Annotated in this window: 24 protein-coding genes; 14 read left to right on the top strand and 10 right to left on the bottom strand. The window is 51.1% G+C overall.

Annotated elements, in window-relative coordinates; all coding sequences use genetic code 11:
* Positions 1–19: 19 nt before the first annotated feature.
* The 6 genes from ACX93W_RS04915 (at position 20) to ACX93W_RS04890 (ending at position 5633) form a co-directional block, all read left to right on the top strand.
* Positions 20–526, top strand: a complete 507-nt coding sequence (locus ACX93W_RS04915; RefSeq protein WP_459391187.1) for a hypothetical protein — start codon at positions 20–22, stop codon at positions 524–526.
* Positions 527–640: 114 nt separating this feature from the next.
* Entirely contained in the window at positions 641–1180 is a 540-nt protein-coding gene (locus ACX93W_RS04910; protein WP_459391186.1) for a hypothetical protein, read from the top strand.
* Positions 1173–2666 (top strand): AAA family ATPase, encoded by a 1494-nt coding sequence (locus tag ACX93W_RS04905; protein WP_459391185.1) that lies wholly within the window; start codon positions 1173–1175, stop codon positions 2664–2666. Before ACX93W_RS04910 ends, ACX93W_RS04905 begins: the two co-directional genes overlap by 8 nt.
* 119 nt (positions 2667–2785) lie before the next feature.
* Positions 2786–3655, top strand: a complete 870-nt coding sequence (locus tag ACX93W_RS04900) for a 3-hydroxyacyl-CoA dehydrogenase family protein (protein WP_459391184.1) — start codon at positions 2786–2788, stop codon at positions 3653–3655.
* Positions 3655–4863 carry an acetate/propionate family kinase gene (locus ACX93W_RS04895; RefSeq protein WP_459391183.1) on the top strand — a complete coding sequence of 403 codons (1209 nt, stop codon included), beginning with the start codon at positions 3655–3657 and terminating at the stop codon, positions 4861–4863. The genes ACX93W_RS04900 and ACX93W_RS04895 overlap by 1 nt, the downstream gene beginning before the upstream one ends.
* An 83-nt stretch (positions 4864–4946) precedes the next feature.
* On the top strand, positions 4947–5633 hold the full coding sequence (locus ACX93W_RS04890) for a DnaD domain protein (protein ID WP_459391182.1): 687 nt from the start codon (positions 4947–4949) through the stop codon (positions 5631–5633).
* Between the two features lie 107 nt (positions 5634–5740).
* Here ACX93W_RS04890 and ACX93W_RS04885 read toward each other — a convergent pair whose 3' ends face one another.
* The 9 genes from ACX93W_RS04885 to ACX93W_RS04845 form a co-directional block, all read right to left on the bottom strand.
* On the bottom strand, positions 5741–6763 hold the full coding sequence (locus ACX93W_RS04885) for a MerR family transcriptional regulator (protein ID WP_459391181.1): 1023 nt from the start codon (positions 6761–6763) through the stop codon (positions 5741–5743).
* 14 nt (positions 6764–6777) lie between these two features.
* The gene (gene mtnB, locus ACX93W_RS04880; RefSeq protein WP_459391180.1) at positions 6778–7431 is read right to left on the bottom strand and encodes a methylthioribulose 1-phosphate dehydratase; all 654 of its coding nucleotides are present in this window, start codon (positions 7429–7431) and stop codon (positions 6778–6780) included.
* Between the two features lie 5 nt (positions 7432–7436).
* Positions 7437–8093: a 2-hydroxy-3-keto-5-methylthiopentenyl-1-phosphate phosphatase gene (locus ACX93W_RS04875; protein ID WP_459391179.1), complete on the bottom strand. Its 657-nt coding sequence runs from the start codon at positions 8091–8093 to the stop codon at positions 7437–7439.
* 85 nt (positions 8094–8178) lie between these two features.
* A complete protein-coding gene (locus tag ACX93W_RS04870; RefSeq protein ID WP_459391178.1) occupies positions 8179–9411 on the bottom strand; it encodes a 2,3-diketo-5-methylthiopentyl-1-phosphate enolase in 1233 nt (410 codons plus the stop codon).
* Positions 9408–10277: a pyrroline-5-carboxylate reductase gene (proC, locus tag ACX93W_RS04865; protein WP_459391177.1), complete on the bottom strand. Its 870-nt coding sequence runs from the start codon at positions 10275–10277 to the stop codon at positions 9408–9410. Before proC ends, ACX93W_RS04870 begins: the two co-directional genes overlap by 4 nt.
* Positions 10278–10303: 26 nt before the next feature.
* The gene (locus tag ACX93W_RS04860) at positions 10304–11557 is read right to left on the bottom strand and encodes a glutamate-5-semialdehyde dehydrogenase (protein WP_459392013.1); all 1254 of its coding nucleotides are present in this window, start codon (positions 11555–11557) and stop codon (positions 10304–10306) included.
* A 22-nt stretch (positions 11558–11579) separates the two neighbouring features.
* Positions 11580–12689: a glutamate 5-kinase gene (proB, locus tag ACX93W_RS04855; protein ID WP_459391176.1), complete on the bottom strand. Its 1110-nt coding sequence runs from the start codon at positions 12687–12689 to the stop codon at positions 11580–11582.
* A 562-nt stretch (positions 12690–13251) separates the two neighbouring features.
* Positions 13252–14445, bottom strand: coding sequence for an aminotransferase class I/II-fold pyridoxal phosphate-dependent enzyme (locus ACX93W_RS04850; RefSeq protein ID WP_459391175.1), 1194 nt, complete (start codon positions 14443–14445; stop codon positions 13252–13254).
* Between the two features lie 189 nt (positions 14446–14634).
* Positions 14635–15219 (bottom strand): hypothetical protein, encoded by a 585-nt coding sequence (locus ACX93W_RS04845; RefSeq protein WP_459391174.1) that lies wholly within the window; start codon positions 15217–15219, stop codon positions 14635–14637.
* 121 nt (positions 15220–15340) lie between these two features.
* On the opposite strand from ACX93W_RS04845, the gene ACX93W_RS04840 reads away from it, so the two are divergent.
* Complete coding sequence (locus ACX93W_RS04840) at positions 15341–16144, top strand: carbon-nitrogen family hydrolase (protein ID WP_459391173.1); 804 nt, start codon at positions 15341–15343, stop codon at positions 16142–16144.
* A 14-nt stretch (positions 16145–16158) separates the two neighbouring features.
* Here the strand turns inward: ACX93W_RS04840 and ACX93W_RS04835 are convergent, their stop codons facing one another.
* Complete coding sequence (locus ACX93W_RS04835; RefSeq protein ID WP_459391172.1) at positions 16159–17058, bottom strand: LysR family transcriptional regulator; 900 nt, start codon at positions 17056–17058, stop codon at positions 16159–16161.
* Positions 17059–17329: 271 nt separating this feature from the next.
* Between ACX93W_RS04835 and leuC the strand changes: the two genes are divergently transcribed.
* The 7 genes from leuC (at position 17330) to ACX93W_RS04800 (ending at position 25041) form a co-directional block, all read left to right on the top strand.
* The gene (gene leuC / locus ACX93W_RS04830; protein WP_459391171.1) at positions 17330–18745 is read left to right on the top strand and encodes a 3-isopropylmalate dehydratase large subunit; all 1416 of its coding nucleotides are present in this window, start codon (positions 17330–17332) and stop codon (positions 18743–18745) included.
* Positions 18746–18775: 30 nt separating this feature from the next.
* Positions 18776–19384, top strand: a complete 609-nt coding sequence (gene leuD, locus ACX93W_RS04825; RefSeq protein ID WP_459391170.1) for a 3-isopropylmalate dehydratase small subunit — start codon at positions 18776–18778, stop codon at positions 19382–19384.
* Positions 19385–19556: 172 nt separating this feature from the next.
* Entirely contained in the window at positions 19557–21002 is a 1446-nt protein-coding gene (locus ACX93W_RS04820) for an N-acetylmuramoyl-L-alanine amidase (RefSeq protein WP_459391169.1), read from the top strand.
* A gap of 177 nt (positions 21003–21179) precedes the next feature.
* The gene (locus ACX93W_RS04815; protein ID WP_459391168.1) at positions 21180–21794 is read left to right on the top strand and encodes a GerMN domain-containing protein; all 615 of its coding nucleotides are present in this window, start codon (positions 21180–21182) and stop codon (positions 21792–21794) included.
* A 23-nt stretch (positions 21795–21817) separates the two neighbouring features.
* Positions 21818–23917, top strand: a complete 2100-nt coding sequence (locus tag ACX93W_RS04810; RefSeq protein ID WP_459391167.1) for an S-layer homology domain-containing protein — start codon at positions 21818–21820, stop codon at positions 23915–23917.
* A gap of 150 nt (positions 23918–24067) precedes the next feature.
* Positions 24068–24748 carry an endonuclease III gene (gene nth / locus ACX93W_RS04805; RefSeq protein ID WP_459391166.1) on the top strand — a complete coding sequence of 227 codons (681 nt, stop codon included), beginning with the start codon at positions 24068–24070 and terminating at the stop codon, positions 24746–24748.
* 20 nt (positions 24749–24768) lie between these two features.
* The gene (locus tag ACX93W_RS04800) at positions 24769–25041 is read left to right on the top strand and encodes an NAD/NADP transhydrogenase alpha subunit (RefSeq protein WP_459391165.1); all 273 of its coding nucleotides are present in this window, start codon (positions 24769–24771) and stop codon (positions 25039–25041) included.

Below are 25041 nucleotides of genomic sequence, written 5' to 3'. Positions count from 1 at the left end.
GAGAAAGCGAGCTCCTTTTATGACAAGGAAGCGTTGGATTTTGATTTCGATAGCGGCTATCGTCACATTGAGCGTCTGGTTTGGCTTTTATTTCCGCGATGTGATGAGTCCTCGCTGGAGCGAGCTTAACCAGGCCCGTGAAACGGCAATGCAAAGCGGTTTGATCGCCGATGTGGTGCAATTGGACAAACATGTCTGGGAGGAAGTAACCTGGGTCGCCGAAGGCAAGGACCCGCAAGAGCAGGAAATCTATCTGTTTATGCTGGCTAATGGCGAAATCGAAACGTTCCACAAAAGCAAGGTTTTGACGGAGCAGGAGCTTTTAGAACGATTCCAACGGGAAAAACCGGATAGCGAAGTCATCCGCATCTCGCCAGGCCGGCTGCGCGGCGGCCCAGCCTGGGAGATCTATTATACAGAGCCGTCAGGAAACGGTGTAAGCCACTACTATAGCTTTTACCGCTTTGATGAAAGCGCAGAGCTGCTGGATACATTCAGATTGCCGGCAACAACAACGGGACCGTAAGGTCCCGTTTCCTGTTTTTACACGCCCATTTCGGCATCTCGATATGATATACTCTGATATAGATGTTCTGATAGATCAAAGTATATCAAATATAGATGCGGAGGGATTTGAAGGATGAGAAAACCACGTTGGGCGCCTACTGCAATAATTGCTGCGTGTGCGGCAGGGTTGTTGTTCGGCGGCTATATGCTGTACAGCCATTTCTTTGTAGCCGCTCCGCTGGGCGAAGCGTTTAAATCCGTAACGGGCGTTGCGGAGGCTGGCGAACCCGTCGTTAACGAGAATAGCATTAAAGTAACTTTGGAGCTTGAAAAGGACGCAAGCTTGAGCCAGGTATACCGCGATGTTGCCGCTGCGGGGAAACAGAGCGGCGGAGACCGGAAGCTTGAACTGGATATCGCCGCCAAGTCCTCGGAAGAGCTTGAGCAGCTGTGGCAGAGCTTGCTGTTCCAGGTGGCGGAGGCCATGGAAAACAAGACGTATTCCGATATCCCGCAAGCGGTGGAGCAAGCCGCGAGCCGGCATGACAAAATAGAGGCATCCACCGAGATGGACGAGCGCAATGTTTACATTACGCTGAGAAAAGACGGAGCGGCTAAATATATGGTATTGCCGCGCGACGGCGCAAGCTTGGGGGTGTGGAGCCATGCGTAAGTACGGATTGGAGCTATTGATTGGCAGCGCAGCGGCACTTCTATTGTTTCTAGCCTATGTCGGCGTAAATGTGGTGCCAGTTCTTCTGCTCGTTTCGCTTGCGGCGGGTGTTGCTTTTGCATCGAAGGGCCGTGGGCGCTTAACGGCAATGTCGGGCAAAAACGGGCGTCAGATGCCCGTAAAATCAACGTTAACCTTCGAATCGATAGGCGGTCAGGATCGGGCCAAGGTAGAGCTTGTGGAAGCCCTGGATTTCCTGGTCAAACGGGAGCAAATCGCAAAGCTGGGCATTCGCCCTCTCAAAGGCATACTGCTTGCAGGCCCTCCGGGAACGGGAAAAACGCTGCTGGCTAAAGCCGCGGCTCAATACACCGATTCGGTTTACCTGGCGGCTTCCGGCAGTGAATTTGTCGAGATGTACGTCGGCGTAGGCGCCGGACGGATTCGCGATCTTTTCCGGGAAGCTCGCACCAAGGCGAAAAAAGACGGAAAAAGCAGCGCCGTTATTTTTATCGATGAAATCGAAGTGATTGGCGGCAAGCGCGACGGCGGACAGCAAAGGGAATATGACCAGACCTTGAACCAGCTCCTGACAGAAATGGACGGCATACACGGCAATGAAAACCCGCGTATTTTGCTTATTGCGGCAACTAACCGTAAAGAAATGCTGGACAGCGCCTTATTGCGTCCCGGCCGCTTCGATCGTCATATAACGGTTGATTTGCCGGATCGGAAGGGCAGACGTCATATTCTGGGCATCCATGCCGCTAACAAGCAGTTGGATAACTCGGTAGATCTGGACGAAATTGCAGAGCAAACCTTCAACTTCTCCGGCGCGCAGCTGGAGTCGGTTATGAACGAAGCCGCCATTTATGCTCTGCGCGAGGATTTAGAAGAAATCAGTAATCAGCATATGATTATGGCGATCGATAAGGTCATGCTGGGCGAAAGAAGCGACAAAGAAACGTCGCCTGACGAGCGCAGAAGAGTTGCCCTGCATGAGCTGGGCCATGCGATTGCTGCCGAAACGCTGCGTCCCGGCACCGTCTCCCAGGTTGCGCTGTCGCCGCGCGGCGGAGCGCTTGGTTATGTGCGGCATCAGCCGCTTCAAGACCAATATCTCTACAGCAAGCAATTTCTGAACGAGCAGATTATGATCGCGCTTGGAGGAGCCGCCGCGGAAGAGATGTTTTACGGCGAACGGAGCACCGGCTCCCGAGGCGATTTCGATCAAGCGGTGGGCATCGTCAAAAATTTGGTGGAATGCGGATTAACGGAACTGGGCATTATAGATTCAACCATGATGACCCCGGATCGCTGGGCGAAAATAACTTCATCTATTCTGGACGGTTTGATGGCGGAAACGAAGGAACGTCTGGAACGCCATCGTGACGTTTTTCAGTCATCGCTGCCTGAATTGTTGAAGGAGGAGAGCCTCGACGGAAGCCGTTTCCGTGAGCTCCTGTCGCAAAATATGGCGGTATAAGCAATAAAAACGGTTACATTATTACAATTTAAAGGCGGACCTAAGGTTCGTCTTCTTTTTTGTCGAAAATCCGTTATAATAGTAGAGAAATCTCAATCCAGAGGGAGCAGTTGCTGCATATGATAAAGAAAGTTGGCGTTATTGGATTAGGAACGATGGGGCAGGGCATTTCTGAAATGCTGGCCGCAAAGGGACTTGAGGTCGTTGTAATTGAAAGAACCAACGAGAGACTGTCTTACGGCATGAGCATGGTAGAAATCAGCCTGGACAAGCAAATTGAAAAATGGGCATTGACAGGCACAGAGAAAAAACTGATATTGTCCCGAATTCATGCTGCTATTACGTACGAAGAGCTGGCCAGCTGCGAGCTTGTCATTGAGACAATTTCGGAGGATCTGGAAGCGAAAAAAGAAGTTTTCCGTCGTCTGGATGATATTTGCAAGGAAAACACCATACTGGCAAGCAATACATCAACACTCAGCCTGACGGAACTGGCAAGCGCAACACGCTTTCCGCAGAGGGTTATCGGGCTTCACTTTATATATCCCGTTTCCAAAATCGATCTGGTCGAAATTGTACGCGGCTTGAAAACATCGGACGACACGTTTGCTCAAACGAAGTTTTTTGTAGAAGACGTCATTCATAAAAACGGAATAATGGTATTTGAATCGCCGGGCTTTGTGACAACAAGGCTTATTTGCTTGTTGATCAACGAGGCTCTCCATGTGCTTGAGGAAGGCGTTGCGTCTGCCGAGGACATCGATAATGCCATGAGAACCGGCTACAGCTTCCAGCACGGACCGTTCGAGATGGCGGACCGTTTTGGCCTGGATTCCGTACTTGCGGCGATGGAAAATATGTTCCGCGAATACGGCGAGCTGAAATATCGTCCATCCATCGTCTTGAAAAAGATGGTGCGCGCGGGGCATCTTGGCGTTAAAACGGGTTACGGCTTTTTCCACTATGACAAGGATGGGGATCGGATCTAATGAAAGTACTAGTAATTAATGCTGGCAGCTCGTCGCTGAAATACCAGCTCTACAATATGACGAATGAATCTGTGCTTGCGAGCGGCCGTGTCGAACGGATCGGCATGGATTCCTCCATTGTTACGCACGAACCAACTGACAAGCCGGAAGTTCGCGATGTGAGCGAAATTCTGGATCATGTTACAGCCGTTAAACGCGTAATCGACATGTTGACTCATGAAGAATACGGCGTTATCACTTCTATGGACGAAATCGATGCCGTTGGTCACCGCGTCGTACACGGCGGCGAGGTGTTCAAAAACTCCGTATTGGTTACGACCGAAGTCAAAAACGAAATCAAACGTTTGTTTGACTTGGCGCCGCTGCACAACCCGGCCCACATGATGGGGATTACCGCGGTTGACAACAATTTGCCGAATGTGCCGCAAGCGGTTGTATTCGACACGGCGTTCCATCAAACAATGCCGGCATCGTCTTACCTTTATCCGATTCCGAAGGTGCTGTACCGCCGACACAAAATTCGCCGTTACGGCTTCCACGGAACGTCGCATGCCTACGTCAGCGACGTGGCCGCCAGCTACTTGAAAAAGCCGCTTAAGGAGCTGAAAATGGTTACTTGCCATATCGGAAACGGCGCCAGCGTGACGGCTATTCTGGACGGCAAATCCTTCGATACCAGCATGGGCATGACTCCGCTGGAAGGTCTGATGATGGGTACAAGAAGCGGCGACATCGACCCTGCCATCGTTCCTTTTGTAATGGGCAAGGAAGAGCTTACGCTGAGCGAAGTCAACTCCATGTTGAACAAGCACAGCGGCATGATGGCCATCTCCGGCGTTAGCAGCGACATGCGCGAAGTAATAGACGCCATGAACGAAGGCGACGAAAACGCCAAGCTGGCTTTTGATATGTATGTATACCGCGTCCGGAAATATATTGGAGCTTACGCTGCTGCGATGAACGGCATCGATACGCTTATTTTTACAGCAGGCGTTGGCGAAAACTCCGCAGTGCTTCGCGAAGCGGTTTGCCAAGGCATTACGTTCCTGGGCATCGAGCTGGATAACGAAAAAAATGCTGTCCGCAGCAAAGAGGCAAGAGAAATTTCGACGCCAGATTCGCGAATTAAAGTATTGGTTGTTCCAACCAACGAAGAGCTGTTGATTGCAAGAGACACCTTTGAACTGGTTCAAAACGCCTCGAAGTAAGGCGGTTAAACCAACAACGAATACTAAAGTGCGCGCAGCGAGACCACGTACCGCATACACAGAGGCGGGGGGAGGATGCAGTCTTGAGCGATGATTTATGGAAGGCATATGCCCATGGCATGGCTGCAGCGCTTGGAGGGCGGGGGGTATACCTGCCCTCTTTGCTTCTTAAAAGCGGTGCCGATCTGGGACTTAACCATTCGGAAGTTATGCTGCTGCTGCAGATCTTGACCTATTCGGAGGGCGAAGGCAATGACTTCCCGACGCCAGCGGAGCTTGCCGAAGTGATGGGAAGCACATCCCGTCAGATCGAAGGCTGGCTGGGACGGCTGATCAAGGATGGTTTTTTGAGCATCGACGATTACATAGAGTCAGGTACAGGGCTGCAAGGCGAGCGATACAATTGGAGCGGGTGGCTGATGAAAGCGGCTGAATGGGAGTCGGCTCGAAAGCGGGAAGCCCGAAAGTCATCCGAGCCGTCGGCCCTGCGCAAGTCAAAGCCAAAACCGGACACCAATTTATTTTCGGTATTCGAGCAGGAGTTTGGCCGGCTGCTATCACCGATGGAATGTGAGACAATCAGCGCATGGCTGGACCAGGATAAGTATTCGGAGGAAATCATTTTATTTGCACTTAAGGAGTCCGTTTTTGCGGGCAAGCTGAGTTTACGGTATATCGATCGTATTCTGATGGAATGGAGCCGCAATCGGATTACCAATGCGGAAGAAGCCAGAGCGCATGCAAGCAAGTTTCATGGGGGACGCAGTTAATATAAAGTCTGCATTACGCAGCAGAAGCGGGACGGTGTTAGCTTCCCGCTCGTAACGTACGGGGAATGATACTGCTAGGTTGATGATTTATAGCTTTTGTTCAAACCCTAAGCCTTGACGCCATAGAGAATGCCGCTTCCAGCTTCCATGGAGTCAAAAACAACGGAATATCCATGGTTTTCCAACCACTCTTTAAGCTCGGCCAATGAAGACGGCGTTAATGCGCCTGATTTTTGGTCCGGGCTTTTATTATTAGCTTGAGACATTGGCTCTGCCCGGAACAAACCGGCAATCGCAAGCCGTCCGCCCGTTTTTAATACCCGATCCGCTTCCGCCAGCGCAATTAACTGCTGCGGAAGACTTAAATGCTGGAGAGACAAGGTACAGGCAGCAAAGTCGTACATATTTGAACTTAGCGGCAAAGCCAGCAAATTGCCCGCTCTGGCATCGACCTGCATCATTCTGGAGGACAGAAGCGCCAGCATTTCCGAGGATTGTTCCACGGCTGTCAGAGTAACGCCAGAAGCAATTAATAAGGCGGAGAAGTTGCCGCTGCCCGCGCCCAGGTCCAGCCCGCGCTCTCCGGGACGAGGATCCAGCCATTCCAGCGTACGCTGCAGCAGATATTCATACTGGTCCGCTTTAAGAAGATCGCCGTGGGCGGCGAGAGGGGCTAACGCACCATGCCGCCTTGCCAATTCATCGTAATTCCACTGATCGCTCCAGTCATTGCGCAAGGAACGTTTCTGCCGCAGCATAGCAGCGGATTGCTCGGCCTCTTCAAGCGTGGTTTTGTTTTCTCCTCGCCAGGCAGCGATCGTTTGCTCCAGCAAATGCAGCTCTTCCATGCCGCGAAGCAGCTCGCCATACAATGCAGACCGGGTTTCATCCAGCTTGCGAATAAAAGAAGCCGGCTCCTGGCGGCTTTGAAGCAACCCTCCGATTGCGGCGATAGGAACGCCAAGCTCGCGCAGGGCTACAATCCAGCGAAGCTGCTCCATATTTTCCTCATCATAGCTGCGATAGCCGTTATGATGTGTTTTTTCGGGCGATATCAGCCCTTTTTCCTCATAGAAACGAAGGGCCCTTGGCGTTACGCCAAGGGCTTTAGCTGCTTCATGCACCTTCATGGTTTCGATCTCCTTTAGCCTTTGCCGTTTTTGAGCAGCTCAAGCCGGTAGACATATTCAAAAATAAACTCAAACGCCTCCAGATGGCGTTTTGCTTCAAAGGCGTTGGCTCCCCATGCGTAAATGCCGTGCTTGCGCAGCAAAATGCCGGGAATGCGGCTATCAAAGCGTTCTGTTATTTCGGGAACGATGGAAGGAATATGAGCGAAATTGGAGACAATCGGAATTTCGATTTCCGCTTCTTCATCCCAGATATTAAAGCCCTTAATTAATTCAACGCCAACGGCAGGCACGCTTTTACGATCCCAGAAATATTCTGAAATGACATTGTTAAAGACAGTATGCACATGAAAAATCGCGCCTGCTCCCGTCAAACGATAAATTTCGCAATGGATCAACGTTTCGGCGGAAGGCTTAAGGCTTGTCGCTTCGGCGGGTTTCCCGTTTTGATCAACAAACAGGTAATCCTCTGGCGTATGGACAGTTTTGTCCTTGCCGCTTGCCGTAATGGCAAAATGGAACTCTTCAGGGCGATAGTCTCCTACGCGCACCGACAAATTGCCGCTTGTTCCAGGAAACCAGCCGCGTCCGGCAAACAGCTCCTTAACGGATCGCAATTCATGCAGCGCCGCTTGCTTATGCTCCGTTGTCAGACTTTGAAAACTCATGAACGTTACATCCTTTCTTTCTCCATCGCCGCAATAATATCGTGGAAGGATTCATACTCAGTGTGGCTTAACCCCAATTCCTTGCATTTTGCAGTCAAATGGGAGCGGGAAAAAATCCGGTCGGCCAGCTTGGCTCCTTCAAAATCGGTTACGCTGTCGCCAATTACGATTCGGGTGTAATCCTCAGCTGGAAAACGGCGCATAATGGTTGTTTTGCACATGCCGCAATCATTGCTGCATTGTCCGTCGCAAGGGTGGGGCCACGTAATGGCAATGCGTTCGCCGCTAAAATCGCTGCCGTTGCAATAAATATGATCTTGCGGAATATCAAAAGGCTTCAGCACGGGATACACAAAAAAATCAATGCCCCCGCTTGTTACATAAAACTCGATATCATTTGCTTTGCAATAGTGAAGAAATTGACGAAATCCATCCCGAATGACCGCATTGGAAACGCCAAAATCAACAACCTCCTCTTCCATGGAAGAGGGAAGAAGGGCAAACAAAGCGCCTACGCCGCTGCGGATGGACAGCTCTGTAGAAATCGTTTTTTCAGCCAGCGGTTTCCAGCCTTCCGGGTCAAAATGTTTGATGATGGCGATAATGTTGTCATTCACCGTGATAGTGCCGTCAAAGTCGCAAAAAACAACCTTTTTTTTCATCTAAACGTAAATCTCCTTCTAATTAAGATGAGAAAACCTCTAACGAGGCCTCTCAGATATAAGCGACCGCGTTTGGCCAGCCTCTTTATGATTCCCTGACGCCCCAGGCTTCGATAGCTGCAGACAGCTCCGCGTGGCCAGCAGAGGCAGCTGCCTCGCGCAACGGGATGCCTGCCTCCGCAGCCGCAATCGCTTGGCGGAATGCTTGTCCGCCCGCAGCGGTACCGCCGGGATGTCCGTGAATGCCTCCGCCTGCGTTAACGACAACATCTCTGCCAAAGTCTTTCAGAATAAGCGGAACCAAGCCGGGATGAATGCCGGCCGAGGGTACCGGGAAGCTGGTTTTTAGTCCATGAAGCGGAGCTAATAAAGCATCTTTGACGGCCATGTTTTCTTCCCTTGGCATCACAACCGAGCCGTAAGGGGAAGGGAAAAGGACCAGATCCGCTCCCGCCAGCCGCATCAGCTTGCCCAAAAGCAGGGAGGCGCTAATGCCGTAATGGGGGGAAGGGTAGATCGCACCGGCCATTGCGGGATGCGCTGCTATCGGCACCGAGATGTCCGGATCGCTGCTCAGCTCATGCAGTACGTCAAATCCGTAAGCCAACACGTTAAACAACAAGGCGTTGGCGCCGGCTGCAATTGCTTTACGGGCCTGATCGGCAAGGCGGGAGGTCGGACCAGTCAGATTGACAGCATAGAGCAGCTTTTGCCCCGTTTCGGCCTGAGCTTTGGCTGCTGCCTCCATACAAGCTTCCACGCGTTTCTCCAGTGGTGTAAGGGGGTTTTCAAACAGAATTTCATCGTCTTTGATCAGATCGACGCCGCCCAGCGCCTGGCGATAAAATTGCTCCTGCAGATTGGCCAGATCATATCCCACCACGGATTTGAAAATGCTCATGAGCAAGGGACGGTCGTGAACGCCCAGTAAATTCCGAACGCCTTCAAGGCCGAATTTGGGACCCGGGAATGCGGATGCATAATCCTGTGACACCTCAAGATCCACCAGCCTGATCTTGCCGTCCATGGACAACTTGCCAAATACGGTAACGAGCAAAGCGGGCAGATCGCGGCTGAAGTTGATGTCGGGATACGCAATGGCGATATCGGCATAACGGGTTCCGGCTGCTCCATCCGCGGATTCAAAAACCTCTACGGAAACAACCTTGCCAAGATGTTTTTCCATCTCCGCCTTTTGCGCTTCAGGCAGTTCCGTCCAGCTGCCCACGGTTAAGCCAACCGCTATGGACAACGCTTTTTTGTGGAAATCGGCTTTATCGTCAAAGGCGCGATAAGTCGCTACGCATACGCCGTTCATTTTGAAACGCTCCTTTCAATATCCCGACCCATCTCGCCCGCGCGTTCTGCCGCCCGGAACATGGCTTTGATAAAGGTGCCGGACCAATCCTGCTGCGATAACACCTCAATGGCTGCTTGGGTCGTGCCGCCCGGGGATGTTACCTTGCGCCGCAGGTCCTCCGGCTTTTCACCGGTTAAACGTACCATTTCGGCAGCTCCCGTAACGGTTTGCAAAATGAGGTGGTGCGCTGTTTCCCGTTCTATGCCAAGCTGGCTGGCCGCTTCGATCATGGCTTCCATAAAGTAATAGACGTAAGCGGGGCCGCTGCCCGACAGGCCGGTAATGGCTCCTTGCAGGTTCTCGTCCACCACGGCATGAATGCCAAAGGAGCTGAAGATGGTTTCTGTTATTTCGCGCTGCTCCTGCGATACGGAGGAGGAATAGCTGATGCCTGTTGCTCCCAAACCGATTGTACTCGATGTATTGGGCATGCAGCGGACAATGGGCTGATTGCCGCCCAGCAAAAAGGACATCGTTTCGATGGACAAACCCGCAATGACAGAAATAATAAGCGTTTTTGGCGATAACAGTCCGTTAAGCTGTACCAGCGCTTCCGCAGCATCTTTAGGTTTCATCGCGAGGAAGATAATATCCGCCTTGCCAAGCAATTCTTCCTTCGTAGATCCGTCCAAAAGGGTTGTAACGTCATAGAGACGTTTCAGCTCAGCCAGTCTTTCACCGCCGCTTCTGTTCAACATTGAAACGCGCTGTGGAGCCAGCAGTTTTTTTTGCAACATGCCCCGCAGGATCGCCTCCGACATGGAGCCTGCTCCATAAAAACATACATTTAAACTCGATATAGCATCGCTAGCTGCTGTATTCATTGATGTTTTCCTCCATTTTAGGCTATCTATCCTCTAATTTGGCCGCTGCCGTATATGCGATATTTGGTAGAAGTCAGGGAAGGCAGACCCATAGGTCCGCGCGCATGCAGCTTCTGCGTGCTAATTCCGATTTCCGCTCCGTAACCAAATTCGAATCCGTCGGTAAAACGGGTCGAAGCGTTGTGATAAACCGCAGCCGCATCAACTTCCTGGAGAAACCGTTTGGCGTTTTTATCGTCTTCCGTTACAATACATTCGGAATGTTTGGTTCCAAATGCGGCGATATGATTCAATGCCTCATCAAGGCCGGATACGATTTTTACATTTAAAATGTAGTCATTATATTCCGTTGCAAAATCTTCGTCCGTCGCTTGGCGCGCATTTGCCAGCTCGCCGGAGGTTACACCGCTGACGCGTAGCTCGGCGTCGGCTTTGACCATAGGAGCAATCAGCGCTTCCAGGCCGCCGTTTTTGGCAAAGCTCTCGTGGACAAGGAGCGTTTCCATCGAGTTGCACACGGATGGGCGCTGCATTTTGGCATTGTAAGCAATTGACGAAGCCATGGCAGCATCTGCGCTTTCGTCGACATAGACGTGGCAGATGCCAGCGCCGGTTTCAATGACGGGTACGGTGGCGTTTTCCACGACATTGCGGATTAATGCCGCGCCGCCCCGAGGGATGATCACATCCAATAGCCCGTTCAACCGAAGCATTTCGTTGACGGATGCACGGTCGGAGTCCTCAATGAGCTGGATAGCGTCAGGCGGCATATCCGTGGCCTTTAGGCTATTTCGCAAAACCTCCACGATTTTTGCATTGGAGGACAGGGCAGCCGAGCCGCCGCGCAGCACGACGCAGTTGCCGGTTTTCAGGCAAAGACCGGCGGCATCAACGGTTACATTAGGCCGTGCTTCGTAGATAATGCCGATAACGCCAATCGGAACGGCAATTTGCTCTACTTTCAAGCCGTTGGGGCGAGTGAAGGACTGAATGGTTGAGCCTACAGGATCCTGGAGCAGGACAATCTGTCGCAGACCTTCCGCAATGCCGGCGATACGTTCATCGTTCAGAGCAAGCCGATCCAGCAGGGAGGGGCTGGTGCCTTGTTCCTTGCCGCGGCGCAAATCCTCGGCGTTAGCGGCGATAATGTCGGAGCGATGAGCCACTAACGCGTCAGCCATCGCCTCCAGCGCTTTATTTTTTTGATCAGTTGTCAGCCGGTTCATGGCAGCGACCGATTGTTGCGCCGCAGTGGCTTTTTGTTTCACTTCACTTGTCATCATGTTCATCCTCGCTTTCACCTTATGATTTTAGTGTAATCCATTCGTCCCGATGTATCACTTCGATGCGGGCGACCTCGATTCGGCGCGCCACTTCCTCGCTGCCGAGGCCTGATGCGGCCTGCAGCTGCCATGCCGCATAGTTGACGACGCCGCGGCCTAATGTCGCTCCGTCGGAATCTACGACTTCAACCACGTCGCCGGGATGGAAGTCTCCCGATATAGCCGTCACTCCAGCAGGCAGCAGGCTTTTGCCGCGAACCAGCAACGCTTCAACCGCTCCGTTGTCCACCGTAATGACGCCTTGCGGAATGGAGTGGAAGCCAAGCCATTGCTTTTTCATGGGCAGGCTGTGGAGCTTGGTGTCAAAATAGGTGCCCTTGCCGCTGCCGGAAACGGCGCTTGCCAGATCATCCCTGGTCTGGATTTTGCCAATGAAAGTCCGGACGCCGCCCCGCATGGCGATTCGCGCGGCTTCGATTTTGGATCGCATGCCGCCGGTTCCCACGGCGGAGCCGGAGCCGCCGGCGACCTTAAGGATATCCTCGGATATTTGCTCCACAACGGATATTTTGGTCGCATTGGGATTGATGCGGGGATCCTCGGTGTAGAGGCCGTCCATGTCCGTAATGATAACCAGCTTGCTTGCTTTGGTCATGGCCGCGACCAGCGCCGATAAATTATCGTTGTCGCCAAACTTCAGAACAAGCTCGTCGGTTGCGACGGTGTCATTTTCATTAATAATGGGAATAATGCGACGTTTAAGCAGCTCCTCCAGCGTCATAAGCGCATTTTGAATACGTCTGCGGTTTGAGAAATCGGCTCTGGTCAACAAAATTTGAGCGGCGACAATGCCGTATTGGGCCAGCTCCTCCTGATATGCCTGCATAAGCAGCGCCTGACCAACTGCGGCGGAAGCTTGTTTTTCATGCACGGCCTTGGGTTTGGCGGCGTAGCCGATTCGCATGAATCCAGCTGCCACCGCTCCTGAAGTCACCAGCATCATTTCATCGCCTTTGGCATGCTGCGATGCCAATTCAGAGGCAAAAAAAGCGATGCGCTCCCGGTTTAAGCCGCCTTCCTCGGAGGTGAGGGAGCTGCTTCCTATTTTTACGACTATACGTTCCGACATTGAACATCCCGTCCTCATCTGATTTTATGACGACATTCTTTTCATGACGACAAAAAAGACTTTCATCCTATAAAGGACGAAAGTCTTAGCTTCCGCGGTACCACCTTTGTTGACAGCCCATAGTGAAACCGATAGGCCGTCCGTCTTTATGCCCTGTAACAGGGGGCGCTGTCCGGCTTGTCGCCGGCCGCTCGGAGGTAGGTTCAGCTTGGGGCCCACGGTAAATTCTTTCAGCCTTCGGAATTTACTCTCTGGACGCGGCCGTTCAAGCTTACTGGTCCCGTCATCACGTTCTATTTTAAATAGGTGTTCAAAAAGTTCGCTTTTCAGTACCGAGAAGATGGGATAAAGCTAGAAAGCGAGGAGCGTAGCTTAGTTAAAGCTAAGTGAGCACCTCAAATGTTTCTGAAAGAAGCATACTTCGGAAGCCTACGCTTATTTCGGCTGAATGCCATATTCGACGCTGCCTATGCCGCCAGGCAGACTTCGTAATGGGAAGTGGACTTTTTGAACATCCTCTCTAATTGTGATAAGGATAACATGAAAGAATTGCAGTGTAAAGCTATCGGAACAGCCCCAGCCGCCCGATTCTTGCAACGGCTTCGCGAAGTCTAGTTTCATCGCTTAGCAAGCCCAGCCGGACATAGCCTTCGCCGTTTGAACCAAAGCCGACGCCGGGCGCTACAACAACATCCGCCTCTTGCAAAAGCTTGTCGGCAAAGCTTTCCGAGGTAAAGCCCTCCGGTACGGGCAACCAGCAGAAGAAGGAGCCGCCAGGCTTCGCAGCCTTCCAGCCAATCTCGTCAAGCGCCTCGTATAGCGCGTCCCGTCTGGACTCGTAAACCGCGTTCAGCTCCGTCACGCATTCCTGCGGGCCGCTTAGCGCCAGCGCCGCTGCTTCCTGAATGCCGCCGAACAGGCTGCAATAATAATGATCCTGAATCAAATTGATCAGGGAAATGACATCGGCGTTGCCAAGGGCGAAGCCTACCCGCCAGCCTGCCATATTGTACGACTTGGACAAGGTGTAAAATTCAACGCCGACTTCTTTGGCGCCTGGCGTCTGGAGAAAGCTGACGGGACGTTTTCCGTCAAAGCCGATAGCTCCATATGCAAAGTCGCTTGCCATCACGACGCCGTTTTGCCGGGCAAAGGCAACACATTCCTCATAAAAAGCAGGCGTCGCTACCGCGCCGGTTGGGTTGTTGGGGTAGTTCATAAACATCAACTTGGCCTTGCCGGCGACGTCGGCTGGGATGGCTTTAAGATCTGGCAAAAAGCCGTTTTCTTCCTTGAGCGGTAAAAAGCTCATGCTTGCCCCAGCCAACGCCACGCCGGACCAATAGTCGGGATATCCGGGATCCGGCACGAGACAGATGTCGCCGGGATTCAGGAGACATTGGCTGATTTCGACCAGGCCTGTCTTGCCTCCGAACAATATGGCTACCTCGGTAGCGGGATCCAATTCTACGCCGTAATCTTCCCGGTAGCGCTTTGCTACGGCCTCTTTCAAAAAAGGATACCCGCTGAAAGGGGGATATTTATGGTACAAAGGATTGGCCGCAGCCTCCTGCAGCTTGGCTACAACGTGGGGCGGCGTCGGGCGGTCGGGATTGCCCTGGCCCAAATTAATGACATCTTTGCCTTGCGCAATTCTGGCGTTCGCTTTGCCCACCAGTTTGGCAAAAAACTGCTCCGGCAGTCCCGCCATCCGTTCCGCAGGCTGTACGAACCGAACATTCAAACCGCTTTCCATTCCATCACTCTCCGCATTCCTGACAATTATGCCACCGCTGCGCAAGTCGAGACACCTCGTCTTGCATAGACATTGACAATAATGTAGCACGAAGTAAGCCGGATTTGAAGATGTCTGAATCAATTCCTTTAAAGACACTTTGAAAAATAGGTTTTAAAGTGGAACTTTCGGCTGAATCCCATATTCGACTTAAAGCGGAAGAGCTATTCTTTTGACAAAATCGTCGATGGAGCTTCGGAACAAAAAGAGATAGGGCTTGCGCTCGTTATCAAAGGCCAGCAGGAGAGGCGGCTTCCCCTTGGCGATAAAGAGAAACAGGTTATCCGCATTAAAATGGATGCTGCCGCTGTGAATCGGCGCCGGCCCGGCAAGCGGTATCCGAACGACATAGCTGTAGCCTTGGCCGGGCGACAGCTGCGGTGCAAGTCCTGTCAACGTTTTTGTCCAACCCATAGCCATTTGCTGAAATGAGGTATCGTTCGGGACGGTTTTAATAATTTTGCCCATTTCCACATCAAATACTTGAATCGGGCCGGGAGTTGCAGAACCTTGCGTTGCCCCGTATGAACCAATCCATTTGCTGCCGCCGATTGCTGCACTTATGCTTCCAAGGACGCGCGAGTTCTGATCCGTAGAGTCAATTGATGCTTCTGCGCTGATAACAGAAGCTGCGGCCTCCATGCCCGGAACAACCTCGGAAGGCGCCAATCCAAGAGCCCACCAGATGCACCATGCCGCCGCTATAGCAATGCCAGTCCATTTTTTTGAAATCAAGATCATTCACTCCTCTAAATTGAATATGCTGCCAGCCTTCTACTCTTACCTTGCCCAGCTTGACAGGTAACCATGAGAGGGTATCATTAGGGAAATGAAGTATCAGCGGGAGGAAATGGCGATGAGCAAAGAGTTGAAGCTGGCGTTGCTGCAAATGGATATTAAAGCGGGGGATCCCGTAAGCAATTATATAAAAGTGGGAAAAATGCTGCACGATGCGGTGTCAGGGGATGTAAAGCCCGATGTCATTGTATTGCCGGAGATGTGGAATACGGGTTATGCGCTGACCGAAATAGAGAAACTGGCGGACAAAGAGGGCATCCGCACGAAGGAGCTTTTATCGGCCTTCAGCAGGGAGCATAGCCTTGTCGTGGTTGGTGGCTCCATAGCGGAGCTTAGAGAGGACGGCGTCTATAATACGTCTTATGCGTTCGGCAGAAACGGAGAAATCATTGGACAATATGCCAAAATGCATCTGTTCAGGCTGATGGATGAGGAAAAATATTTGAAATCGGGACAAAGCATGGGGCGGCTTGAAGTGGAGGGAGAAGAAGCGGCTTTAATGATTTGTTACGATATTCGTTTCCCCGAGCTATTTCGAAGTCTGGCGCTAGGCGGAGCCAAGCTGGCCTTTGTGCCGGCGGAGTGGCCTAACCCCCGCCTGCACCATTGGCGCACGCTTCTGACAGCCCGCGCCATTGAAAACCAGATGTATGTCATTGCGTGCAACCGCTGCGGAGCAAGCGGCGACACCAGCTTTTTCGGACATTCCCTTATCCTTGATCCATGGGGAGAAACGGTAGCCGAAGCGGGCGAGGAAGAAGGCATCCTCACTGGGGTTATTTCACTAGGCCTGGTGGACGAGGTCAGATCCAGAATTCCCGTTTTTGAGGACCGGCGTCCCTCTCTGTATCAACTGGACTAAATATAGTAGGAAAATCAAGGGCTCCCGATGTTTTTCATCGTGCTGTTTAAGGTTGAAATAAATGCGTCGGCTGCTTTGGACAGGTATCGTCCCTTGCGGCTTGCGACAACCAATTGCCTGGTCGGCTTGTTTGCTAGCGGCAGGTAAGCGGGCGACATGTCGGAGCCTTTGCCTCTGGTCAGCATTTGCGGCACAAAGGCGATGCCCATGCCGCCGGCCACAAGCGATTGCACGGTTTCAATATTGCTGCTTTCAAAAACGATAGAAGGCGTAAATCCTGACTGCTGGCAAAGCTCCACGGTAATTTGCCTGAAGCCTTGTCCTCTTTTGAGACCGATAAATGGCTCATTCGCCAGCTCGGCAATATCTACCGCTCCCTTTCGGGTTGCCAAAGGATGAGAGGGGGGAACGGCGAGACAAATCTCCTCCTCCAGAAACGGCTGCCACGCAAGTGAATTATCAATAAGCGGCAGGGAAAGCAAGCTGATGTCCGTGCCGCCGCTTGCGGTCAGCTGTTCCAGCTTGGCGGTTGTTTCTTCCACCAATACAACCTCGATCTGCGGGTATTTGGCTCCAAATTCGGGCAGCACCAGCGGCAGGACATGGGATCCGGTGATAGGCAAGGTTCCAACGACGAGACGTCCCCGTCTCATCTGGGCCATATCGTCCATCTCTTGTTTCAATTGCTCGACCGCATCCAGGATCGATTGGGACTTTTCTACAAAAACTTGTCCCGCCTGGGTCAACTCAACGGAGTTGGTGGTTCTTCTGAATAACAGAACGCCTAATTCCTGCTCCAGCTTGGAGAGCTGCTGGCTTAACGAAGGCTGCGCGATATGAAGCTTGTCGGCTGCCCTTGAAAAGTTTTTTTCGGCCGCGATTTGAAGGACATAATTTAGTTGTCTCAATTCCATGTTTTGAACTCCCCTTGTGCTCGTGCAGAAGCAGGTATTGGATAAAACGCCGATAACGCCAGGCCGGAACAATGATGCGATACACTGAAGCTGCCCGTCACCCAAAATCTGCGCCTGTACAAAACACTCTTTTTTTATTATAGTTAATTTCTATAGACATTATAGATATTATATCTTAGATCAATGAAGAAAGACATGGTATGATAGGTTTAATTTAAGGAGCCGAGAACTTCGGCGTCTATCGCAATTATGAACTTATGGGGTGAACAGAATGGCTAAAAAAACGATGTTCGAAAAGATCTGGGACAATCATGTCATTCATCAGGAAGAAGGCAAACCAAGCGTTATTTATATCGACCTTCAGCTGGTGCACGAAGTAACGTCGCCGCAAGCTTTTGAAGGCCTGCGCCTGTCGGGACGCAAAGTGCGCCGTCCGGACCTGACGTTTGCAACGATGGACCACAACGTTCCTACCAAGGATCGCTTCAATATTACAGATCCAATCTCCAAGCAGCAAATCGACACGTTGACTCAAAACTGTCAAGATTTCGGCGTTAAGCTGTACGGCCTGGACAGCCTCGATCAAGGGGTTGTGCACGTAATGGGGCCGGAACTGGGCCTGACGCATCCCGGCAAAACAATCGTTTGCGGCGACAGCCACACATCCACGCACGGAGCGTTCGGCGCGCTTGCTTTCGGTATCGGCACAAGCGAAGTTGAACACGTTATGGCGACTCAGTGCCTTCAGCAGTCCAAAGCCAAAACGATGGAAGTTCGCTTCCACGGCAAACGCAAGCCAGGCGTAACGGCAAAAGACTTGATCCTGGGCGTTATCGCGCAATACGGCACCGACTTTGCAACAGGTTATGTTATCGAATACCGTGGCGAAGCCATCACCAGCCTGACCATGGAAGAGCGCATGACGGTCTGCAACATGTCCATCGAAGCAGGCGCACGCGCCGGCTTGATCGCGCCTGACGAAACAACGTTCAACTATCTGCGCGGCCGCGAATATGCGCCGGCTAACTTCGACGAAGCGGTTGCCGAGTGGAGCAATCTGACGACGGACGAAGGCGCCGAGTTCGATACGGTTGTGGATTTCGATGTGGACTCCCTGATTCCGCAAGTAACCTGGGGAACAAGCCCCGGCATGGGCACAGACATTACGTCCGCTGTTCCGAATCCTGCCGACATGGCAACTGAAAATGAACGCAAGGCTGCTGAAAAAGCCCTTGAATATATGGATCTGAAGCCAGGGACGCCTATGACGGAGATCGAAATCGATTACGTCTTTATCGGTTCTTGTACGAACGGCCGTATCGAAGACCTTCGTGCCGCTGCGGAAATTGCCAGAGGTTACAAAGTAAGCGAAAAGGTAACGGCAATTGTAGTACCGGGCTCCGGGCGCGTAAAAATCCAGGCCGAGAAGGAAGGACTGGACAAAATCTTTACCGAAGCGGGCTTCGAGTGGCGCGATGCGGGCTGCTCCATGTGTCTTGCGATGAACCCCGACGTTCTCGTTCCGGGCCAACGCTGCGCTTCCACCTCGAACCGCAACTTCGAGGGACGTCAAGGACGCGGCGGCAGAACTCATCTGGTATCGCCTGCTATGGCGGTTGCCGCTGCAGTTAACGGCCGCTTTACCGATGTGCGCGACTGGGAAATCAAAGAGCCGGTATTGAGCTAAGCCGGGAAAGCAGAGAGGGGACTTATATCCATGGAACCATTCAAACAATTAACAGGAGTCGTTGCGCCCGTAGACCGGGTCAACGTTGATACAGACGCTATTATTCCAAAACAGTTTCTGAAGCGCATTGAGCGCAGCGGATTTGGACAATTTCTATTCTACGAGTGGCGTTTTCACGAAAACGGCGACATTAACGCTGAATTCGAGCCAAACAAACCCCGCTACGAAGGGGCTTCCGTATTGATCTCCCGCGCCAACTTCGGCTGCGGCTCCTCCCGTGAGCACGCGCCTTGGGCGATTCTGGACTACGGCTACAAAGTAATTATTGCGCCGTCGTACGCTGATATCTTTTTCAACAACTGCTTCAAAAACGGCATTCTTCCGATCAAGCTGAGCGAAGAGCAGGTTGAAGACCTGTTCCAGCGTACTGCGCAGCATGAAGGCTACAAGCTGCACGTTGATCTGGAGAGCAAATCGTTGTCCGACGATTTTGGCCTGAAGCTGTCGTTTGAAATCGACGAGCATCGCCGTCAATTCCTGCTGCAAGGTCTTGACGATATCGGACTTACGCTTCAGCATGAAGATAAAATTTCGGCTTACGAGCAAAAACATGCGGTTCGTCTGGGCCAACAAGCCTAAGCAAAAACCTCGAAAAAGAGGACAGTCCGGCAAATAAACCGGATTGTCCTCTTTTTTCCTCCAATCGCAACTTTTTCTGACATTATGCGTCTATATCTTTGTGTTCCTTGTCGGACAAGTTTGCCGGGGATAAACTTTGCCGGCGGGAACAAATCAGTCATCGAGGTGGGAAATGAAAAAGTCGTTATCCATTCTGCTGCTCCTGTCGGTTATGTTCACAATGTTTGCTACCGCCGGACATGCCGCCGGCAATCCGCCAAAGCTGTTCCTGAATGGAACTCAGCTGTTCTCTGACGTTGATCCGCTGCTTGAAAACGGAGTAACGTACGTACCGGTCGCCATTTTATCCGAAGGACTGGGCTATAAGGTCAGTTGGGACGGAACGCTCAAAAAGGTGACGATCCAGAAAGACGCCACGATGATTGAAATGATAATCAACGAAAAGCGTATGAATGTCAACGGAAACGACGTTGAGATGAACGCGGCGCCGCGGCTTTTGAACTGGCGCACGCTCGTTCCCGTTCGGATCGTCGGCGAACTGCTTGGCCTGGAATTTGATTGGAAGGAAAAAGAACGCGAAGTACATATGTCTGAACCCGTGCCGCAGCCTGAGCCGGAAACGCCTGTCGAGCCGCCGGTTGAAGAAGTTCCAATCGGCTATATCAGCGACATAAGCATTAACGGGAATTCTCAAATTGTGATTGCTCATTCCGGAGTTGTGTACGATGGCAAGCCGATTCAATATGAATCGCCGAAACGGTTGGTGTTTGATTTCAGGAACACGACCTATCTGCCGCATGTATTCCAGCAGTTTACCGAGGAATCGCAAGCTAAAGTAACCGTTGCCAGCAATCCGCTTTTGAACGGCTTCCGATATTCCCAATTCCAGACTAGTCCGCTCATTGCGAGACTGGTCATCGAAATTGGCGAGGATGCTGGATACGTATTGACACAAACCGAAGGCGAAATCGTAGTTTCTCTGATGCCTTCAAGCGACGTGCCGGTTATTGTTGCGCCAGAGCCTGAAACGCCGATTGAGCCCGAGGCGCCGGTTGAACAACCGCCGACGGACGACGGCATTATCGACATTGTCATTGACGCTGGTCATGGAGCCAAGGACCCCGGCGCTTACAGCAAGCCAAACGGCAAGTATGAGAAGGAATTCAACCTGAGCCTTGCGCTGAAGCTAAAGGCTGAGCTGGAAAAGGACAAGTCTTTCCGCGTCCATATGACCAGAAGCGATGATACCTTCCTGGAACTGAACGACAGAGTCAAATTTGCTGAAAATGTAGGAGCCGATCTTTTTATTTCGATTCATGCCAATAGCTTTACAAAAGATACCGTAAGCGGAACAGAAACCTATTACGAGCGTCCCGAAAGCAAAGCATTTGCGGAAATTGTCCACAAGCATTTGCTCAAGGGAACAGGACTGACTGACCGCGGCGTCAAAAAAGCGGCGTTCCGCGTCATAAAGGATACGACAATGCCGGCTATTTTGCTGGAGGTAGGTTATTTGTCCAGCCCGGTTGATTCCAAAGTGCTGTTTGACGAAAAAGCGCAAACGCGAATTGCTGTCGAATTGGCCAATGGCATCAAGGAATACGCAAAGTCAAAATAAAAGTGCGTGTTTAAAAAGTTCGCTTTTCAGTACCGAGAAGATGGAATGAAGCTAGAAATAGAGGACCGGATAGTTCGGCTGAATTTCATATTCGACGCTGATTATGCCGCTAGGCATGCTTCGTAATGGAAAGTGGACTTTTTAAACAACCTCTAAAAGGAATTGGAGTTGGTCAGCATGTCGAAACAAGGAAAAAAATGGAGCCTGCTGCTGGCTACCGCCGTTCTTGCGGTTTGGCTTGGCGGTTGTGCTGCTGTGGATAAGGAAAACGGTGGAGCCGTAAATGGTGAAACCCCGTCATCAGAGGTTACGGCGACTCCAAGCGCTGATGCATCCCCTTCACCGGAAGTCGAGGAGTCCGAAGCTCCCGCAACGCCTACACCTGATCCCAATGCCGAGCGTACAACAGTCACATTGCATGAGTCCGATGGCGAATTAATGGATATGGTCACGAGAGAGGTTGAAGTTTTCTACACAACCGATGAAGAGTTGATTGCGGCAACAATTGCGGAGCTGCAAAAAGAACCTGGAAACGGAAATATCTCACTCATGAACAAGATCGAAGTCAAATCATTGACGCTTGAAGGCGATCGGCTTGTGCTGGACATTCATATTCCACAAGAAGGAAGATTCGGCACATCCGGCGAACTTATGTTAGTATCCTCGCTTCAACAAACGGCCTTCCAGTTTGACTTCATTAATGAACTGGACATATTGCTGGATGGAGAAGCAGTTGATTCGCTAATGGGACATGTAGAGCTTCTTCATCCTATTACGCGTGAAAGCCAATAAACAAGTTGAAGGAGACCGGTTATATGCCAAAGCAATTGAAATGGAAAAAAATGATGAGCGGCATCCTTGCATTGTCGCTGGCAACCGGAGGAGGAGCGGTCTATTTGTCCGCTCCTGTTGCCGTTTTTGCTGAATCCGCCCTGAAGACGCCGTTTACGGATATGACTGCCGGGCACTGGGCAGAGAAGCATATTGCGAAGCTGTACCTGCAGGGAGTCATCGACGGTTACCGGAATTCGGTGGACAATACATTGACCTTCCAGCCGGAAAAAAGCATCACCCAGCAAGAAGCCGTTCTGATGGCTTTGAAATTCAGCGGCTTGAAGGACGAAGCCGAAGCGCGTTTTTCCTCTTCCATGGTGTTTTTCCAAGACGGATTTGAGGTCAGCTCGTTCTTTATGCCTTATATCGAATACGCATTTACCGAAGGTTTGCTTGACCGTACGGAAGAGTATAATTTGGCTTCCGCAGACAAGGAACAGACATGGGGAAGCAAGCCTGCCAGCCGTGAATGGGTTACCAAGCTGATTGTCAAAGCCATTGGCCAAAATGCGATCGCCCAGCAGCTTCAAACCGTTCCTTCCCATTTTGCCGATGGGTCCAGCATTTCTCAGCGTTACCTGGGATACGTCAATGCCGCGTTCCAGTTGAAGCTGATCACGGGCAAAACAGAAACGACGTTTGCTCCGGGCGATCCTGTCAACCGGGCGAGCCTGGCTACTCTGTTCAGCCGCGCTCAATACAATTTCCCAGTCCAATATGCCGGACAGGAAAATGGCGTTATATCGGATCTGCAGGATGGCTTGATCAAGCTGTATGACAATGGTACGGAAACGAGCTATTTTGTGGATGGCAATACGTTGTTCTATCATTACAATTCCGACAAGCCGATTACAGTATCGGAGCTTGTGGAATATAGCGACATTACCGTGATCGCCCGTGACGGCGTAGCCAAATATGTTGAAGTGCTGGGCGATGTTCAGCATACCGAAAATATTTCGGGTACATTCTTGCGCAACGTTCCCGAGGATCAAGCCTTTTACCTCTGGATTGACAAGGAGCCTGTCAAGTTTGCTTATGACGCTTCCACGCCTCTGGTAGATACAGACGGCAAGGTGCTTAATATCGCTGATATTAAAGAAGGACGCGCCATCACGCTGGTTCGCGACACTTTCCGTACCGAGCCAAAAATCATCAAGCTGGTTGCAGACGCTCAAGTGCCGGTAACGAAGGTGACTGGTGTGTTTACCGATGTAAAATCTAATTTGATAAGAATTAATGAAAACAATAATTATGTCACGAAGGAATTAGTGCTCGGGGCAACTGTTGAAATAAATGGTTTAACTGCTCCTAGCATTACAGATTTGATAGAAGGTTCTGATCAAGTCGAATTGTCCCTGAATGATCAAGACAAGGTTACCCATGTCAAAGTGCTTAACCGCGATGTCAAATTGCTTGCGGGAGCCGAAATTTGGGAGGTTAACGAAGCTAAAAACCTGATTGCCGTTACGGATTCCAACGGGAAATCACAGCTGCTGACCCTTACCGACAAAACCAAATTCGACTATATGGGCACAACTCTGGATCGCGCCGCAGCTATTGCCATGCTTCAAACCAATAAAAACGTCGTGATCAGCTATACGCATGACAGTGTTGTTCATATTAAATTTGTTCTTAACTACACCGGTACTTTAACTACGATCGATACCAAAAACAAAAAGCTTACGCTGCAAACGGCGGACGGAGCAATCGCGACTTTGCCTTACACATCAACAGTCGTAAGCGACGTTAACAAGCCGCTTGCTGCACACGGGGATTTGAAAACGGGAGATACGCTGACCGTCTTGCTCAAGCAGGATAAAGTCGAGGTAACCGCTATTCAGGTTCACCGGACCAATCAATACGAGGTTGTTTCCATCGATGTTGCAAAAAGAATAATCAAAGCCAAAAACCTGCTAAACGAAACATTCGATATCAATGTCAATAATGCAGAGTTGTTAAAAGCAGATGGCACGAAAGAGGTAATCGGCCTGTTTACAGCCGGCACCAAAATCGATGTTTCGTATGTAGGGACAAATGTATCCAAGGTAAAAATCGTAGCTTCAGGGGCATCAAACGGGTAAGCTGGCAGCTTATTCCACGCCTTTTGTGAAAAAAAAGAAAAAACTGCCCGAAAGGGCGGTTTTTTTTTGAGAAAAGCGGTTTTACTGGTTGCGTACCGTGACAAATTTCGCTACACTTTGAACGATAGTGCAAATGTGGAGGCTTTATTGATGAATGCGAAGCAGAAGATGCGTCATATATTGGATACTATAGCCGACATGTTTCCTGATGCGCATTGCGAGCTGAACCACAGCAATCCCTTCGAGCTGACGATCGCCGTATTGCTGTCAGCGCAATGCACGGATGAAACGGTCAATAAAGTGACGGAAGGATTGTTTCAGAAATATCGTTCTCCTTGGGATTATTTGAGCGTCCCGCTCGAGGAGCTGGAAAATGATATTCGCAGAATCGGATTATTTCGCAGCAAGGCGTCCAACATCCAGAAGTTAAGCCAAATCCTGATTGATAAGTATGAGGGAGAGGTGCCGGAAAGCCATGAGGGCTTAACGGAGCTTCCCGGTGTTGGTCGAAAGACGGCAAATGTGGTCATGTCGAATGCCTTTGGCGTGCCCGCGATAGCGGTGGATACGCATGTGGAGCGGGTTTCAAAGCGGTTGTCGATTGCGGCGGAAGACGATTCCGTGTTGACGGTGGAGCAAAAGCTCATGAAGCTTGTGCCCAAGGATGAGTGGACGTTAACCCATCATCGGCTCATTTTTTTCGGGCGATACCACTGCAAGGCGCAAAAGCCGCAATGTCCCATTTGTCCGCTGCTGGACATCTGCAAAGAGGGCAAGCGACGTATGAAGCCTGCCGCCAAGACCCAAACTAAAGCAAAGAAAGCCAAATAAGGAAACGAAGGATGATGAAAATGAAGTGCATTTCCGTGTATACCAACAATTTTGAGCTGTTCTCCGATATCTATGAGCAGGTGCTTGAAGCTCCGCCGCAGGAGAATGAAGATATTGTTATTGAAGGCATTACCGTAAGCGGCTCCGGAGACGTGCCCGACCAATATATCGACCGTATGCGCACGAAACCGGAAGTTGTTGTTATGAAAGAAAAAGAGCGCAACATTATGATTCTCCAGCACGGAAACGTATTCGAAATTTGCCTCCCCTCCGACGAAGAGGAAGCTGTCTAG

This window comes from Paenibacillus sp. CAU 1782, assembly GCF_054551715.1.
The sequence above is the reverse complement of the archived record's forward strand: the minus strand, read 5'-3'. Positions and strand labels throughout refer to the sequence as shown.